The 15,497-nt window shown below is 56.3% G+C and carries 16 protein-coding genes and 1 riboswitch; of the genes, 11 read left to right on the forward strand and 5 right to left on the reverse strand.

Annotation, left to right across the window (positions count from 1 at the left end):
* Window positions 1–170: 170 nt before the first annotated feature.
* Window positions 171–992, reverse strand: a complete 822-nt coding sequence (locus D9980_RS01935) for a pyridoxal phosphatase (protein WP_074027957.1) — start codon at window positions 990–992, stop codon at window positions 171–173.
* A 155-nt stretch (window positions 993–1,147) separates the two neighbouring features.
* Here D9980_RS01935 and pgl point away from each other — a divergent pair, with 155 nt between their 5' ends.
* Window positions 1,148–2,143: a 6-phosphogluconolactonase gene (gene pgl, locus D9980_RS01940; RefSeq protein ID WP_121606227.1), complete on the forward strand. Its 996-nt coding sequence runs from the start codon at window positions 1,148–1,150 to the stop codon at window positions 2,141–2,143.
* Window positions 2,144–2,186: 43 nt separating this feature from the next.
* Here pgl and D9980_RS01945 read toward each other — a convergent pair whose 3' ends face one another.
* Complete coding sequence (locus D9980_RS01945) at window positions 2,187–2,669, reverse strand: kinase inhibitor (RefSeq protein ID WP_121606228.1); 483 nt, start codon at window positions 2,667–2,669, stop codon at window positions 2,187–2,189.
* A gap of 75 nt (window positions 2,670–2,744) precedes the next feature.
* A complete protein-coding gene (gene bioA, locus D9980_RS01950) occupies window positions 2,745–4,019 on the reverse strand; it encodes an adenosylmethionine--8-amino-7-oxononanoate transaminase (protein ID WP_121606229.1) in 1,275 nt (424 codons plus the stop codon).
* A 91-nt stretch (window positions 4,020–4,110) separates the two neighbouring features.
* Between bioA and bioB the strand changes: the two genes are divergently transcribed.
* Genes bioB through bioD form a run of 4 tightly spaced genes read left to right on the forward strand, consistent with a single transcriptional unit; the run spans window position 4,111 to window position 7,723 of the window.
* Complete coding sequence (gene bioB / locus D9980_RS01955; protein ID WP_024483117.1) at window positions 4,111–5,148, forward strand: biotin synthase BioB; 1,038 nt, start codon at window positions 4,111–4,113, stop codon at window positions 5,146–5,148.
* On the forward strand, window positions 5,148–6,299 hold the full coding sequence (gene bioF / locus D9980_RS01960) for an 8-amino-7-oxononanoate synthase (RefSeq protein WP_121606230.1): 1,152 nt from the start codon (window positions 5,148–5,150) through the stop codon (window positions 6,297–6,299). The genes bioB and bioF overlap by 1 nt, the downstream gene beginning before the upstream one ends.
* Complete coding sequence (bioC, locus tag D9980_RS01965; RefSeq protein WP_121606231.1) at window positions 6,283–7,050, forward strand: malonyl-ACP O-methyltransferase BioC; 768 nt, start codon at window positions 6,283–6,285, stop codon at window positions 7,048–7,050. The genes bioF and bioC overlap by 17 nt, the downstream gene beginning before the upstream one ends.
* Entirely contained in the window at window positions 7,043–7,723 is a 681-nt protein-coding gene (gene bioD / locus D9980_RS01970) for a dethiobiotin synthase (protein WP_121606232.1), read from the forward strand. The genes bioC and bioD overlap by 8 nt, the downstream gene beginning before the upstream one ends.
* A gap of 26 nt (window positions 7,724–7,749) precedes the next feature.
* Here bioD and D9980_RS01975 read toward each other — a convergent pair whose 3' ends face one another.
* A complete protein-coding gene (locus tag D9980_RS01975) occupies window positions 7,750–8,460 on the reverse strand; it encodes an ABC transporter ATP-binding protein (protein ID WP_024483113.1) in 711 nt (236 codons plus the stop codon).
* A 1,064-nt stretch (window positions 8,461–9,524) separates the two neighbouring features.
* On the opposite strand from D9980_RS01975, the gene uvrB reads away from it, so the two are divergent.
* Window positions 9,525–11,537 (forward strand): excinuclease ABC subunit UvrB, encoded by a 2,013-nt coding sequence (uvrB, locus tag D9980_RS01980; protein WP_121606233.1) that lies wholly within the window; start codon window positions 9,525–9,527, stop codon window positions 11,535–11,537.
* A 102-nt stretch (window positions 11,538–11,639) separates the two neighbouring features.
* Window positions 11,640–11,885 carry a VF530 family DNA-binding protein gene (locus D9980_RS01985; RefSeq protein ID WP_021180393.1) on the forward strand — a complete coding sequence of 82 codons (246 nt, stop codon included), beginning with the start codon at window positions 11,640–11,642 and terminating at the stop codon, window positions 11,883–11,885.
* On the opposite strand, the gene yvcK is transcribed toward D9980_RS01985, so the two are convergent.
* Window positions 11,882–12,799: a uridine diphosphate-N-acetylglucosamine-binding protein YvcK gene (gene yvcK, locus D9980_RS01990; RefSeq protein WP_024483111.1), complete on the reverse strand. Its 918-nt coding sequence runs from the start codon at window positions 12,797–12,799 to the stop codon at window positions 11,882–11,884. The genes D9980_RS01985 and yvcK overlap by 4 nt on opposite strands.
* Window positions 12,800–13,062: 263 nt before the next feature.
* Window positions 13,063–13,205: riboswitch (molybdenum cofactor riboswitch) on the forward strand.
* Here yvcK and moaA point away from each other — a divergent pair.
* The 4 genes from moaA (at window position 13,196) to moaD (ending at window position 15,496) form a co-directional block, all read left to right on the forward strand.
* Window positions 13,196–14,179, forward strand: coding sequence for a GTP 3',8-cyclase MoaA (moaA, locus tag D9980_RS01995; RefSeq protein ID WP_021180395.1), 984 nt, complete (start codon window positions 13,196–13,198; stop codon window positions 14,177–14,179). It overlaps the preceding riboswitch by 10 nt.
* A gap of 79 nt (window positions 14,180–14,258) precedes the next feature.
* Window positions 14,259–14,771, forward strand: coding sequence for a molybdenum cofactor biosynthesis protein B (gene moaB / locus D9980_RS02000; RefSeq protein WP_121606234.1), 513 nt, complete (start codon window positions 14,259–14,261; stop codon window positions 14,769–14,771).
* Between the two features lie 3 nt (window positions 14,772–14,774).
* A complete protein-coding gene (moaC, locus tag D9980_RS02005; protein ID WP_021180397.1) occupies window positions 14,775–15,254 on the forward strand; it encodes a cyclic pyranopterin monophosphate synthase MoaC in 480 nt (159 codons plus the stop codon).
* Entirely contained in the window at window positions 15,251–15,496 is a 246-nt protein-coding gene (gene moaD, locus D9980_RS02010) for a molybdopterin synthase sulfur carrier subunit (protein WP_021180398.1), read from the forward strand. The genes moaC and moaD overlap by 4 nt, the downstream gene beginning before the upstream one ends.
* The last annotated feature ends 1 nt before the right edge of the window (window position 15,497 follow it).

Consider the following 15,497-nt stretch of genomic DNA (forward strand, 5'->3'; position numbering starts at 1 on the left):
GGGAGCTATTAGCCCCTGCTCTTTTGGAAGTAAAGAGATGATCTTAGCAATGGAGATCGCTCCTGCAACCAAGGTGAATCAGCCGGGGATCATGAAGGATCACGATACTTTCAACCCACTCGATCGGTTCCCTCTCCCTGTGGGAGAGGGCTAGGGTGAGGGGTATCTTTTTAATTCAACACGCGAGAACGGATAACCTCGGCAATACCCGGCTGCAGATGGTCGGCAATCACCAGATCCGCACGTTCCTTGATGGCATTATCGGCATTACCCATGGCAACGCCCAGCCCAACGGCCTCAAGCATGCTCAGGTCGTTGTAGTTGTCACCAAAGGCGACCACCTGATCCATGCTCAACCCCTGTGACTCCACCCACTGCTGCAGGCGTTTGCCCTTGCTGTTGCCGCCTTTGGCAATGTCCACCTGATCGTGCCAGGACCATTCACAGGCCAGGCCCAGCTCTTTTTCTACCATTTCGGCAAAGCTGCGCAGCGCTGGGAGATCGCTATGTGACGTGGCAAACTTCCAGATAGCCTGCGCGTCATCCGCCGCCTGCATCAGGCTGTTGACCTGCAACAATGTTGGGCGCTGGGCTACCGGCAAAGTCTCTGACCAGGCCAGCGAACGGATCACATGACCGCTTGTCTCCTGATACAGCATGGCGTCGTCAACATACATCAGGCCGTGAATATCGTTTTGCTTGAGCAGTTGCAGTACCTGCTTGGCCTGCTCTTTTGCCAGCGGATCGGAAGCCAGTACCTTTTTCTGCTGGAAGTCGTACAGATAGGTGCCGTTACAACAAATGGCTGGCGTATCGATTTGCAGTGCCTGATAAAACGGATGGATAGCCACGTGATGGCGGCCGGTGACCACCACGACTTTCACCCCGGCAGCACGGGCTTCCTCCAGTGCGGCCAGCGACTGCGGTAAGATACGTTTCTGGTTGTCTAGCAAAGTGCCGTCTAAATCGAGGGCAATAACACGGTAGCTCATAGCGGTCTCATTATAGTTAGCAAGAAAATTACCTCGATGGTACACCGGATAACCGTTCGATAAAACTGCGTAACCTGCCAGGGTTGCCATGTCACAAATGTCGCGTAAGCTAGAACAAACTGAAACCGGTTACCCTTTCTCATTAAGGAGAGCAAATGAAGCAAATCGTTTATGTCGCCAGCCCGGAGAGCCAGCAGATCCACGTGTGGCAGTTAGACGACAAGGGCGCACTGGCGCTGCTGCAAACGGTCGAGGTCGCGGGGCAGGTACAGCCGATGGCGATCCACCCGGACAAGACTCATCTGTATGTTGGGGTACGTCCGGCGTTTGGCATTGTCAGCTACCGTATCGCGGAAGATGGCACGTTGCATGAGGCTGGGATGGCACCACTGCCAGGCAGCCCAACCCATATTTCCACCGATTTGCAGGGCCGTTATCTGTTCTCCGCCTCTTACAGCGGCAACTGTGCCAGCATCAGCCCGATTGGCCATGATGGTGTGGTGCTTGCGCCTACCCAGCAGATCGATGGCCTGACCGCGCCGCATTCGGCCAATATTGACCCGACCAATCAATTGCTGCTGGTGCCGTGCCTGAAAGAGGACCGCATCCGCCTGTTCAATCTGAGCCAGCAGGGCCAACTTACGCCACACGGCCAAGAGGCCGTAGCAACGGCAAGTGGAGCAGGCCCTCGCCATATGGCATTCCATGGCAACGATAAATTCGCTTACTGCGTCAATGAATTGGATGGCACGGTGGACGTGTTCGCCATCGAAGCCAACGGTGGCAAATATACGCTGGTGCAAAGCCTGGACATGATGCCTGCCGATTTCACTGGCACGCGTTGGGCGGCGGATATCCACCTCACGCCAAACGGCCGTTTCTTGTATACCAGCGATCGCACCGCCAGCATTTTAACCGTATTCAGCGTGTCGGAAGATGGCGGCAAGATTGCGGTGGTTGGCCACCATGCCACAGAAGAACAGCCACGCGGTTTCAACATCGATCACAGCGGTCGCTTCGTGATTGCGGCAGGGCAGAAATCTGGCCATATTGGCGTGTATCAGATTGACCAAGACAGCGGCGAGCTGACGGACCTGGCGCGTTACCCGGTGGGCAAAGGCCCAATGTGGGTGAGCGTGCTGGCAAAATAGTGGGTTAAAAATCGGGGCGAAGTGCTTCGCCCCTCAACGTTTCTCAGTTGTATTTTACCGTCAACGTCGCTTTGCCAAGGCTATGGAAGTGGATGTTAAAACCGACCATAGCGCCGCTCGCCTCTGCATCCACTGGAATGTTTTCCACGTCCAATGCATGCACGGTGAACTGATAACGATGGCTTTCACCCTGTGGCGGAGCCGCGCCACCGTAACCGGCCTTACCGAAATCGGTACGGGTTTGTACTGCGCCAGCCGGTAGCCCCGGTTTGCCGGAACCCGCACCTTGCGGCAGTTCATGCACGTTTGCCGGAATATTGGCGACCACCCAGTGCCACCAGCCGGAGCCGGTAGGGGCATCGGGATCGTAAACCGTGATGGCAAAGCTCTTGGTGCCCGCCGGTGCATCTTCCCAGGCCAGATGAGGGGAGAGGTTATCCCCGTGGTAGCCCATGCCGTTAAATACCTGCCGTTCAGGCATTTTTGCGCCGTCTTGCAGATCGTTGCTGTACAAACGAAAAGCCATAATGACTCCCAGTTGTCTAAAATACCGAACCCCTAAGCTAGATCGGTTTGCCGCCACAATACAACCTTAAAACCGTTACTCCACCGCCGCGGCGATCGCCGCCGTCAGCCGGGTGAGTTGTTCTGGCGTGATGATATAAGGCGGCATCAGGTAGATCAGTTTACCGAACGGCCGGATCCACACGCCGCGTTCGACAAATCCGCGTTGCAGCAACGCCACATCCACCGGCTGATGCATCTCCACCACGCCAATTGCCCCAAGCACCCGCACGTCGGCCACCTTGGGTGATGCCACCAGCGGTAAGAGTTGCTGTTTAAGCTGTGTTTCAATAGCGGCGACCTGATGTTGCCAGTGATTTTCCTCCAGCAAGGTCAGGCTGGCGCAGGCGACGGCGCAGGCCAGCGGGTTGCCCATAAAGGTTGGCCCATGCATAAAGCAGCCTGCGGCCCCGTTACTGATCGTTTCTGCGATGTGGCGCGTGGTCAGGGTGGCGGAAAGGGTCATATAGCCACCGGTTAGCGCTTTGCCCAGGCAAAGAATATCCGGCACCACGTCGGCATGTTCACAGGCAAACAGTTTGCCAGTGCGGCCAAAACCGGTGGCGATCTCGTCGGCAATCAGCAGGATTTGGTAGCGATCGCATAGCTCCCGCACGCGTTGCAGATAGGTTGGATGATAGATCCGCATCCCACCGGCTCCTTGCACCACCGGCTCCAGGATCACAGCGGCTATTTCCCCGGCGTGCTGCTCCAGTAATTCGGCAAACGGCACAATGTCCTGTTCGTCCCAAGGCTGGTCAAAACGGCACTGCGGCGCAGTGGCAAACAGGTGGGTGGCCAAATAGCCCTGATACAGGCTATGCATGGAGTTGTCCGGATCGCAGACCGACATCGCGCCAAAGGTATCGCCGTGATAGCCATGGCGTAAGGTCAGAATGCGTTGCCGCCGTTCACCACGGGCCTGCCAATATTGCAGCGCCATCTTTAACGCCACTTCGACCGCCACCGATCCAGAGTCTGCCAGGAATACGCACTGTAAAGCTTCCGGGGTCATCGCTACCAGCTTGCGACACAGTTCAATAGCGGCGGGATGAGTGATGCCACCGAACATCACGTGCGACATTTTTTCCAACTGCTGTACGGCTGCCTGATTCAACTGTGGATGATTGTAACCGTGGATCGCCGCCCACCAGGAAGACATGCCATCCACCAGCAGGCGGCCATCGTCCAGTTGCAGCTCGACGCCACTGGCGGACACCACCGGATAGCAAGGCAAGGGCTGGGTCATGGAGGTGTAAGGGTGCCAGATGTGGCGTCGATCGAATTCAATATCGCAGGGAGAAACAGACATTAACCGTAAACCAAATTTTAATAGAATGGTTGACAGTATAATCGCAAACTCTACACTGACGACACTTTTTTCCCTTTTGGAGACGCCGTAAATGGCCGATCGCATTCACTGGACAGTAGGGCAAGCCCAGGCCCTGTTTGATAAACCCTTACTCGAACTGCTGTTCGAAGCACAGACCGTTCACCGCCAACATTTTGATCCGCAACAGGTGCAGGTCAGCACGCTGCTATCGATCAAAACCGGTGCCTGCCCGGAAGACTGTAAGTACTGCCCGCAAAGTTCGCGCTACAAAACCGGCCTGGAATCCGAGCGGCTGATGCAGGTGGAACAGGTGCTGGAATCGGCGCGCAAGGCCAAAGCGGCCGGTTCGAGCCGTTTCTGTATGGGGGCCGCCTGGAAAAACCCGCACGAGCGCGATATGCCTTATCTGCAACAGATGGTGCAGGGCGTCAAGGCGATGGGAATGGAAACCTGCATGACGCTGGGCACGCTGGATGGCGCGCAGGCAGAACGGCTGGCCGAAGCGGGGCTGGATTACTACAACCATAACCTGGACACCTCGCCGGAATTCTACGGCAACATCATCACCACTCGCAGCTATCAGGAACGTCTGGATACCCTGGATAAGGTGCGTAACGCCGGGATCAAAGTGTGCTCCGGTGGGATTGTCGGGCTGGGCGAAACGGTGCGTGACCGCGCGGGGCTGTTGGTCCAACTGGCCAATCTGCCCAAGCCGCCGGAGAGCGTGCCGATCAATATGCTGGTGAAGGTGAAAGGTACGCCATTGGCCGACAATGACGACGTCGATCCGTTCGACTTTATCCGCACCATTGCCATTGCCCGCATCATGATGCCGACGTCCTATGTCCGCCTGTCGGCAGGCCGTGAACAGATGAGCGAGCAGACTCAGGCGATGTGCTTTATGGCCGGGGCCAACTCTATCTTCTATGGCTGCAAATTGCTTACCACGCCCAATCCGGAAGAGGACAAGGATCTGCAGCTGTTCCGTAAGCTGGGCCTGAATCCGCAGCAAACCGCCACCGAACAGGGTGACAATCAGCAGCAGCAGGTGCTGACCGAGCAGTTGCTGCACGCCGATACCGCTGAATTCTACAACGCGGCGCTGTAATGAGCTGGCAGCAACGGATCGAACAGGCGCTGGAGGAGCGGCGAGGAGCAGCCGCTTATCGCCAACGGCAGGTGAATCAAGGCGGTAATGGCCGCTATCTGCAACTCGACGGCCAGCGCTATGTGAATTTTTCCGGTAACGACTATCTGGGCCTGAGCCAACATCCTGAGGTGATCGCCGCCTGGCAGCAGGGGGCACAGCGCTACGGTGTGGGTAGTGGCGGTTCCGGTCACGTCACCGGTTTTTGCCATGCTCATCATGAGCTCGAGCAGCAACTGGCAGAGTGGCTAGGCTACCCGCGGGCGTTGCTGTTTATTTCCGGCTACGCGGCCAATCAGGCATTGCTGGCTGCCCTGATGCAGGCCGACGATCGCATTCTGGCGGATAAGCTCAGCCACGCCTCTATATTGGAAGCGGCCACTCACTCACCGGCACAACTGCGGCGCTTTCGGCATAACCAGCCCCAGGCATTGGCCACCTTGCTGCAAAAAACCTGTGCAGGCCAACAGTTGGCGATCACCGAAGGGGTGTTCAGCATGGACGGTGATAGCGCACCGTTGGCCGAACTACATCGGTTGACGCAGCAGGCGGGTGCCTGGCTGATGGTGGATGATGCACACGGTATTGGCGTACGTGGCGAACAGGGGCGTGGTAGTTGCTGGCAGCAAGGTGTGCGCCCGGAGGTGCTGGTCGTCACCTTTGGCAAGGCATTCGGCGTCAGCGGCGCGGCGATCCTCTGCGATAAACCGTTGGCGGAATATCTGCTGCAGTTCGCCCGCCATCTGATTTACAGCACTGCGATGCCGCCCGCTCAAGCCTGTGCTTTGCAGGCCGCGTTAAGCTGTATTCAGCAAGGGGATGAACTACGTAGTCGGCTGCAAAAACACATCCAGCATTTTCGTGCCGGGGTGGCGGGTCTGCCGTTAACGCTAACCGCGTCGGATACCGCTATCCAACCGTTGCTGGTGGGAGATAACCAACAGGCGCTGGATTTGGCGCAGCGCCTGCGAGAGCAGGGATTGTGGGTCAGCGCCATTCGTCCGCCGACGGTGCCGCCGGGGGGAGCGCGGTTACGCATTACGCTCACTGCGGCACACCAGCCGCAGGATATCGATCGCTTGCTGGAGGTACTGCATGACGTCTGCCATTGATACGGTGAACAAGCAGGCGGTGGCCGCCGCCTTCAGCCGGGCAGCGGCGAGTTACGATACCGCAGCGGTGCTGCAGCGGGAGGTTGGTGAACGCTTACTGGGGATGGGGCTGTCTCATCCTGGCCAACAGGTATTGGATGCCGGTTGCGGCACGGGCTATTTCAGCCGTCGTTGGCGCGAGCAGGGCAAACAGGTCAGCGCGCTGGATCTGGCTCCGGGCATGCTGGCTTTTGCCCGCCAGCAGCAAGCGGCGGATCGCTATCTGCTGGGGGATATCGAACACATCCCTTTGCCGACTGCCTCGGTGGATATCTGTTTTAGCAGCCTGGTGGTGCAGTGGTGCAGCGATCTGTCTCTGGCGCTGGCTGAGTTGTATCGGGTGACGCGGCCCGGTGGACTGATCCTGTTTTCTACTTTGGCACAAGGGGCTTTACACGAGTTAGGCGACGCCTGGCAGCAAGTCGATGGTGAGCGTCATGTTAATGACTTCCTGCCGCCAGCTCATATCGCCGCCGCCTGTCATCCCTACCGGCACCAGCTTACGGCAGATTGGCAAACGCTCAATTATCCCGACGTGATGACGCTGATGCGATCGCTAAAGGGCATCGGTGCGACTCATCTGCACCAAGGGCGCGAGGCTGGCCTGCTTTCCCGCCAGCGGCTTGCCGCGTTGCAGGCTGCTTATCCTTGCCGGGACGGGCAGTTTCCTCTCAGTTATCATCTGGCTTATGGAGTAATTTATCGTGATTAAGCGCTGGTTCGTCACCGGAACCGACACCGAAGTGGGCAAAACCGTGGCCAGCAGTGCCTTGCTTCAGGCCGCCAGCGCGGCAGGATGGCGCTGTGCTGGCTATAAACCGGTGGCGTCAGGCAGTGAGATGACCAATGAAGGGTTACGCAACGGCGATGCGTTGGCGCTGCAGAGAAACAGCAGCGTAGCGCTGGATTACGCCGTAGTGAATCCTTACACCTTTGCCGAACCGACCTCGCCGCATATCGTCAGCCAGGCCGAAGGACGGCCCATCTCGCTAACACGGCTTTCCACCGGTTTACGTCATCTTGAGCAACGTGCAGACTGGCTTTTAGTAGAGGGCGCAGGCGGTTGGTTTACGCCGCTTTCTGAGCATGAAACCTTTGCCGACTGGGTGCAGCAGGAGCAATTGCCGGTGATCCTGGTGGTGGGCATCAAGCTGGGCTGCATCAATCATGCTCTATTGACTGCGCTGGCGATCCAACAGTCAGGTCTGACTCTGGCAGGCTGGATCGCCAATGACGTCACCCTGCCGGGAAAACGACATCAAGAGTACCTTGCCACTCTTTGCCGCCTATTGCCCGCGCCCCTGTTGGGCGAGATCCCACATTTACCGCAGGTAGAACAGCAGGCATTGGGACAGTATCTCGATTTAACCAGGTTGAACCCTTAACCTGATGGCCCACGGAGGGGCCAGCATCACTCCGTCAGATAGGTATCAATCAGCCCTTCATCCAACTGCCCCAGTGTGCCATTTGCCACGCTACGGCCTTTATCCATCAGACAGAAGCGGTCTGCCAGATGGCGAGCAAAGGGGAGTTGGTGCTCAACCAGCAAAATGGTCATGCCCAACTCCTGATTCAGCTTACGGAGCACCTGGCCGATCTCCGTCGCCAGGGAAGGTGACATACCGGCGGTGGGTTCATCCAGGATCAGCAGTTCCGGTTCCAGCATCAAAGCGCGGCCTAATGCCAACTGCTGTTGCTCACTTTGGCACAGGTCACCCGCACGGCGCATACGCATCGCCTGCAGCCGGGGGAACAGATTGTAAATGATGGGGGGCATACGGCGGACCTTGTCACGCCCGGCCAGCAAGGCCACCTGAAGGTTCTCTTCTACGCTCAGTTGGGAAAAGATTTGCCGCCCTTGTGGCACGTAACCAATGCCCAGTAACGCCCGGTTTTCTACCGGCTGTGGCAACAGGTTTTGCGGTGGCTCATCCGCCAACTGCCAGGTCATGCTGCCGCTGACGATCGGCAGGTGTCCCATGATGCAATTGATCAGCGTGGTTTTGCCCACTCCATTGCGGCCAAGCAACAGGGTGCATTGCCCACGAGGTAACTCAAGGCTGACATCCCACAGCGTATGCTGTTGCCCATAATATTGGTTTACCGCCCTTAAGCTTAACATTTGGCATCTCCTCCAAGACCGATATTCACGTATGGATAACGTTGTCCGCAGCAAGCGGTGTCTCTCCCGGGTGTGGAAAATGCTGTGCTGATTACCCTAATCGCGGCTCAGGCTAAAAATTGGAAAATGGCCGCTACCGGTCGTTTGGCGGCTCTAGGGGGGGTTTTTGGTATGCAATGAACTTTTTCGCCGAAGATAACCGAGCTGGCTGTGGCCGGTTTTCGCCAGAATTTGCCAGTTCTTCTGCAAGGTAACGCCCCCGGATCAGGAAATGCAATTCCCAGGCCATCAGGTGTTGCGCAACAAAAAAACGGTTTGTTACTGTTTTGTTAACTGTATTTGGGCCCGGTACGCAGGGGGCTCTGCCAGGGCCAGAAGGTTAACTTGGGCGTTTTTTGCACCGTTAGCGTGCGGCATGGCAAGCTGTTGGTGCAAGCCCTAAAGGTTGTTGCCGCAACTTGCAACCCCTGAAAAGCAAAATAGCGAAAAGAGTGTTTTCGTTATCACGGCTTTTAGCATTAATCGGCATAACCAAAGCAGAATTATTGTAAAAAAATAACTAAAAAACCGGCTCCGTTGACGTTTCATTGGGAAAAGCGTTCTTTCCGCAACTCCCGTCCCCCATGGGGTAGTGAGAGTTATCCACTATTCCTGTGGATAACCTTGTGCATTATACTTAGAAAAGCGGTGTGAACAGAGAGCGGGCGCGGGTTGTGCGCAGGTTGTCCGCATTCTCGTCTTTTTATTAAATTAATTTAATATCAATAGGTTATTTAAAATCAAGCCAACGGATATCGTTAACGTGCCGATGGGCGGTTTTTCAGCGAAATCACGGCCAAAAGTTAATTCGTGACGCAATCTGGGGATAACAGGGTGATTGACAATAAAAATGTCATGGTATTGTCACCTTGCCGGTGCGTTCGCGCCCCGTTAACGGACGCAATAGCGTAAATCCGCTTGAAGCTGGTTTTATATCCAGTATCATGGGCACTGGCGGAAATCTTCCGGTCTTTCCATAATTAGGCCGCTACCGCCTGGCCGCAAACCTGAAAGATGATGGGGATATGAGCAAACATTTCAAACTGCATTCCGAATTCAAACCGGCCGGCGATCAGCCGCAAGCCATCCAAAAGCTGGAAGAGGGCCTGGAAGACGGCCTGGCGCACCAAACGCTGCTGGGGGTGACCGGCTCGGGTAAAACCTTTACCATCGCCAATGTGATTGCCGATCTCAACCGGCCCACCATGGTGCTGGCGCCCAACAAGACCCTGGCGGCGCAGCTGTATGGCGAGATGAAAGAGTTCTTTCCCGAGAATGCGGTGGAATATTTTGTCTCCTACTACGATTACTACCAGCCAGAAGCCTATGTACCTAGCTCCGATACTTTTATCGAGAAAGATGCCTCGATCAACGAACATATCGAGCAGATGCGTCTGTCGGCCACCAAAGCGCTGCTGGAGCGGCGTGACGTAGTAGTGGTGGCTTCGGTTTCCGCCATCTACGGCCTGGGCGATCCGGATCTGTATCTGAAAATGATGCTGCACCTGACCAAGGGCATGATCATCGATCAGCGTTCGATCCTGCGCCGTCTGGCCGAGCTGCAATATACCCGCAACGATCAGGCCTTCCAGCGTGCCACCTTCCGCGTGCGTGGCGAAGTGATCGACATTTTCCCGGCGGAATCGGACGAGTTGGCGCTGCGCGTTGAGCTGTTCGACGAAGAGGTCGAACGCCTGTCGCTGTTCGATCCGCTAACCGGCCAGATTGAGCAGGTGGTGCCACGCTTTACCATTTACCCCAAATCTCACTACGTTACCCCGCGTGAACGTATCGTGCAGGCGATGGAAGAGATCAAGGTGGAACTGGCCCAGCGGCGTAAAGTGCTGCTGGAAAACAACAAGCTGTTGGAAGAACAGCGGTTGACGCAGCGTACCCAGTTCGATCTGGAGATGATGAACGAGCTGGGTTACTGCTCCGGTATCGAAAACTACTCGCGCTATCTTTCCGGGCGCGGTGAGGGCGAGCCACCGCCAACCCTGTTCGACTACCTGCCAGCAGACGGATTGCTGGTGGTAGATGAATCCCACGTCACCATCCCGCAGATTGGCGGCATGTTCAAAGGCGACCGCTCGCGTAAAGAGACGCTGGTGGAGTACGGCTTCCGTCTGCCTTCGGCGCTGGATAACCGGCCGATGCGTTTTGAAGAGTTTGCCGCTGCGGCACCGCAGACCATCTACGTGTCCGCCACGCCGGGCAAATATGAGCTGGAGAAATCCGGCAGCGATATTATCGATCAGGTGGTGCGCCCAACCGGCCTGCTGGATCCGATCGTGGAAGTGCGCCCGGTCACCACTCAGGTGGACGATCTGCTTTCCGAGATCCGCAAGCGCGTTGCCATCAATGAGCGCGTACTGGTCACCACGTTGACCAAACGCATGGCAGAAGACCTGACGGAATATCTGGAAGAACACGGGGAGCGGGTGCGTTATCTGCACTCGGACATTGATACGGTAGAACGTGTCGAAATCATCCGTGATTTGCGCCTGGGTGAGTTTGACGTGCTGGTGGGCATCAACCTGTTAAGGGAAGGCCTGGACATGCCAGAGGTGTCGCTGGTGGCGATCCTGGACGCAGACAAGGAAGGGTTCCTGCGTTCTGAGCGCTCACTGATCCAGACCATTGGCCGAGCGGCGCGTAACCTCAACGGTAAAGCGATCCTGTATGGCGACAGGATCACCGATTCCATGGCCAAGGCGATCGGCGAAACGGAACGCCGCCGTGCCAAGCAGCAGGCGCATAACGAAGCCAACGGTATCGTACCTCAGGGCCTGAACAAGAAGGTTTCGGATATTCTGCAGCTTGGGCAACCAAGCAGCCGTGGCAAGCACAAAGGGAAGGGCAAAGCGGCAGAGAGTGCGGCGCAATACCAACTGCTCACCCCCAAAGCGCTGGAGCAAAAAATCCAGGAGCTGGAGGCACAGATGTATTCTCATGCACAGAATCTGGAGTTCGAGCAGGCCGCTGCGGTGCGTGATGAAATCCACCAGCTGCGCGAGCAATTTATCGCGCTATCATAATGAACCCAAGGGGCGTGGTATGCACGCCCCGGTAAATTTTCTTGCCGTACGCCCGTTTGCTGATTAAGGTGTGCGCCCCAAGTATTGAGACGAGTAGCCGCCATGACCGCAACCCCATCCAAAGACCCGTTACACGGCATTACCCTGGAGCAACTGCTGAATAAGCTAGTAGCCCAATATGGCTGGAACGGGCTGGCAGAGCGTATTCGCATCAACTGCTTCAGCAGCGATCCGAGCATCAAATCCAGCCTCAAGTTCTTGCGCCGCACCCCGTGGGCACGCAAGCAGGTGGAAGATCTCTACATCGACAGCGTTAGCGATAATCCTTGGCTCCGGGGTCAAGATTAACCGCGGCTAGCTAGCTGCACCAACGCGGTATCCAGCGCCTGGCGTAATAGTTGGCGATCGTGGCGATACGGGATATCGCTGGCTTCCAGTGGTTGTTGCACAACAATGCGATCCTGCATGGCGCTGGTATCCACCGCCGGGCCAACGATCACGGCGTCAATCATTTTACGGCCGATCTTCTCTTCCATCAGCGCCAGTTTGTCTTGCAGCGTTAATGCGGCTGCGGCGACGCTCAACTCGCGGCCCAGGTTACCGATATACACCATATTGGCGCTACTGCGGCGCAGGGCCTGAGTCAGATCCTCAAGCAGCAACAGTGGCATCAGGCTGGTAAGAAAACTGCCTGGCCCGATCAGGATCAGATCGGCTTGCGCGATTGCCTCAACCGCTTCGCGGGTGGCGTGTACCGGCGGGGAGAGCATCAGCTCTTGCGGCATGATCCTCAGTTGATCGATATTGACTTCACCGTAGACCTGATGCCCTTCATGATCGTGAGCCATCAGATCGACCGGCTGTTCCGACATAGGGATCAGCGCCGCGTCGATCTTTAGCAGACTACGAACCAGATTGATCGCCTCCAGCGGGCGCACGCTCAGGTGATCCAAGGCTTTCAGCATCAGATTCCCCAGGTTATGCCCCGCCAGTTCCCCGTTGCCGCTAAAACGGTATTCAAACATCGCCGAGGCGACGCTAGGCTCGGTAATCAGCTGATTGAGGCAATTACGGGTGTCACCCCAGGCAATGCCGCCTTCAGAACGGCGGATGCGGCCGGTAGAACCGCCGTTATCGGTAGTGGTCACAATGCCGGTCAGGCGAGAGCCCAACGATGACAGCGAAGACATCACACGGCCAAGACCGTGACCACCACCTAGTGCCACGACGCGATCAAGATCGGCCAGGGTACGGTTACGCATAAAATTCCTTAACTCAGGGTAGGTAGACTGCCTGCATAAAGTAGCGGATTTGACGCAAAAACGCGATAAAGAGTGCGATTTGCGTGATTCTGGTCAATTCGCTGGCGTAACGGTTGTTTATTATGGTTATCAAGACTTGAGAGGGTGAAAAATCGCTGTATACACAAGTATATAGCGTAAATCCACATTGGCTATCGCGGCTGTTTAGCGCTAGAATTCTCAGGAAAACCACGGTTTTGTTCCGGCTACTTGAGGTAGTGGGAATGAGATCAAAACTCCTAGCCTTGATACCTACGTTGTTCATTAGAGCGATAAGGTCTCCTGGCCGTGGCGATGTCAGCCACCAGGGTGCAGAGTGGAAACGCTCGCATCTCCCGTATTTGGAAGGTGTTACAGGTGCCGCAACTCATTGATGCTTTTGAGCGCAAATTCTATTATTTGCGCCTGTCGATCACCGACGTGTGTAACTTTCGTTGCACTTACTGTCTGCCGGATGGCTATAAACCGAGCGGCAGCCCCAAGACTTTCCTCTCTCTGGATGAAATTCGGCGCGTCAGCCGTGCCTTTGCCGAACTGGGTACCGAAAAAGTACGCCTGACCGGCGGTGAGCCTTCTTTACGCCGCGATTTTACCGACATCATTGCCGCCGTACGCGAAAACCCAGCGATCCGTACCCTGGCCGTGACTACCAATGGCTACCGCCTGGCGCGTGATGTGGCCAGTTGGCGTGATGCGGGCCTCACGGCGATTAACGTCAGCGTAGACAGCCTTGATGCGCGCCAGTTTCATGCCATCACCGGCCAGGACAAGTTCCGCCAGGTGATGGAAGGCATCGATGCCGCCTTTACCGCCGGTTACAGCAAGGTGAAGGTGAATGCGGTGCTGATGCGTGATGTCAATCACCAGCAACTGGGCAGCTTCCTTAACTGGATCAAGGATCGGCCAATCCAACTGCGGTTTATCGAACTGATGGAAACCGGCGATGGCAGCGATCTGTTCCGCAAGCACCATGTATCTGGCGAAGTGATCCGCCTGCAGTTGGAGCAGCAGGGCTGGCAGCGCCAAGTCCGTGGCCGCAGCGATGGCCCGGCGCAGGTATTCAGCCACCCGGATTATCAGGGCGAGATAGGGCTGATCATGCCGTACGAAAAAGATTTCTGTGCCAGTTGCAACCGCCTGCGGGTTTCCGCCATCGGCAATCTGCATCTGTGCCTGTTTGGTGAGCAAGGGATTACCCTGCGCGATCTGCTGGCGGATGACGGCCAGTTGGAACAGCTGAAAATGCGCATTCAAAGCGGGCTGCAAACCAAAAAGCAGACCCACTTCCTGCATCAGGGCAATAGCGGTCTCACGCAGAACTTATCGTTTATCGGCGGCTAGCTTTAACTCGAACGGTCCCCTCTCACTAAAGGAGAGGGTTAGGGTGAGGGGCCATCGACAATAAGGAGCACAACACACAATGAGCCAAACCAGCAGTGAATTTATTGCGGCCAAGATTGCCATTCTGACCGTTTCTGATCGCCGCACTGAAGCGGACGATACCTCCGGGCAATATCTACAAGAAGTCGCGCAGGAAACTGGCCATCAGGTGGTGGCGCGTGCCTTGGTCAAAGACAATATTTATCAGATCCGTGCGCAGGTTTCCGCATGGATTGCCAGCGATGACGTGCAGGCCGTGTTGATTAACGGCGGCACCGGCTTTACCTCCGGGGACAATACGCCAGAAGCGCTATTGCCGCTGTTTGACCGCGAGGTGGAAGGGTTCGGCGAACTGTTCCGCATGGTGTCATACGAAGAGATCGGCACCGCGACCATTCAATCCCGTGCTCTGGCCGGTATTGCCAACCAGACGGTGATCTTCGCCATGCCGGGTTCCACCCGAGCCTGTCGTACCGCTTGGGAACGCATTATTGAAGAACAACTGGACGCGCGCCATCGCCCGTGCAACTTCTTACCTCATTTAAAGAAATAATCCATGACGCAGCTAACCCACATTAACGCCGCTGGCGAGGCCCATATGGTCGATGTCTCTGCCAAAGCGGAGACGGTACGTGAAGCCCGTGCCGAGGCTTTTGTTGAAATGCAGGCGGCAACGCTGGCGATGATTATCGACGGCAGTCACCATAAAGGCGACGTATTTGCCACGGCGCGTATTGCCGGAATTCAAGCGGCGAAGCGCACCTGGGAACTGATCCCTCTTTGCCATCCGTTGATGTTAAGCAAGGTGGAAGTACAGCTCGAAGCGCAACCGGAATTTAACCGCGTGCGTATCGAAACCTGCTGCCGTTTGACCGGTAAAACCGGGGTTGAAATGGAGGCGTTGACTGCCGCTTCGGTGGCCGCGCTCACCATCTACGACATGTGCAAAGCGGTGCAGAAAGATATGGTAATTGGCCCGGTGCGGCTGCTAGCAAAAAGCGGCGGCAAGTCCGGTGATTTTAAGGTGGAATTATGATCACTATTCTGTTTTTCGCGCAGGTACGTGAACTGGTCGGCACCAGCACGCTGAGCCTGCCAGCACAGTACCTAACGGTTGAAGAGCTGCGCAAATCGCTGTGCGAGCGTGGCGATCGTTGGGCGCTGGCGCTGGAGCCCGGTAAATTGCTGACGGCGGTCAACCAATCGCTGGTGGCCGCAGAGCATCCGCTGCAAGCCGGTGATGAAGTGGCTTTCTTTCCACCGGTAACCGGAGGTTAAC

The sequence above is a fragment of the Serratia sp. 3ACOL1 genome (assembly GCF_003668775.1).
Taxonomy (GTDB): Bacteria; Pseudomonadota; Gammaproteobacteria; order Enterobacterales; family Enterobacteriaceae; genus Chania; species Chania fonticola.

Bases quoted from the DNA above. Each gene is read 5' to 3' on its own strand.
- D9980_RS01935 (WP_074027957.1), bottom strand. From the start codon at position 992: ATGAGCTACCGTGTTATTGCCCTCGATTTAGACGGCACTTTGCTAGAC.
- pgl (WP_121606227.1), top strand. From the start codon at position 1,148: ATGAAGCAAATCGTTTATGTCGCCAGCCCGGAGAGCCAGCAGATCCAC.
- D9980_RS01945 (WP_121606228.1), bottom strand. From the start codon at position 2,669: ATGGCTTTTCGTTTGTACAGCAACGATCTGCAAGACGGCGCAAAAATG.
- bioA (WP_121606229.1), bottom strand. From the start codon at position 4,019: ATGTCTGTTTCTCCCTGCGATATTGAATTCGATCGACGCCACATCTGG.
- bioB (WP_024483117.1), top strand. From the start codon at position 4,111: ATGGCCGATCGCATTCACTGGACAGTAGGGCAAGCCCAGGCCCTGTTT.
- bioF (WP_121606230.1), top strand. From the start codon at position 5,148: ATGAGCTGGCAGCAACGGATCGAACAGGCGCTGGAGGAGCGGCGAGGA.
- bioC (WP_121606231.1), top strand. From the start codon at position 6,283: ATGACGTCTGCCATTGATACGGTGAACAAGCAGGCGGTGGCCGCCGCC.
- D9980_RS01975 (WP_024483113.1), bottom strand. From the start codon at position 8,460: ATGTTAAGCTTAAGGGCGGTAAACCAATATTATGGGCAACAGCATACG.
- uvrB (WP_121606233.1), top strand. From the start codon at position 9,525: ATGAGCAAACATTTCAAACTGCATTCCGAATTCAAACCGGCCGGCGAT.
- D9980_RS01985 (WP_021180393.1), top strand. From the start codon at position 11,640: ATGACCGCAACCCCATCCAAAGACCCGTTACACGGCATTACCCTGGAG.
- yvcK (WP_024483111.1), bottom strand. From the start codon at position 12,799: ATGCGTAACCGTACCCTGGCCGATCTTGATCGCGTCGTGGCACTAGGT.
- moaB (WP_121606234.1), top strand. From the start codon at position 14,259: ATGAGCCAAACCAGCAGTGAATTTATTGCGGCCAAGATTGCCATTCTG.
- moaC (WP_021180397.1), top strand. From the start codon at position 14,775: ATGACGCAGCTAACCCACATTAACGCCGCTGGCGAGGCCCATATGGTC.
- moaD (WP_021180398.1), top strand. From the start codon at position 15,251: ATGATCACTATTCTGTTTTTCGCGCAGGTACGTGAACTGGTCGGCACC.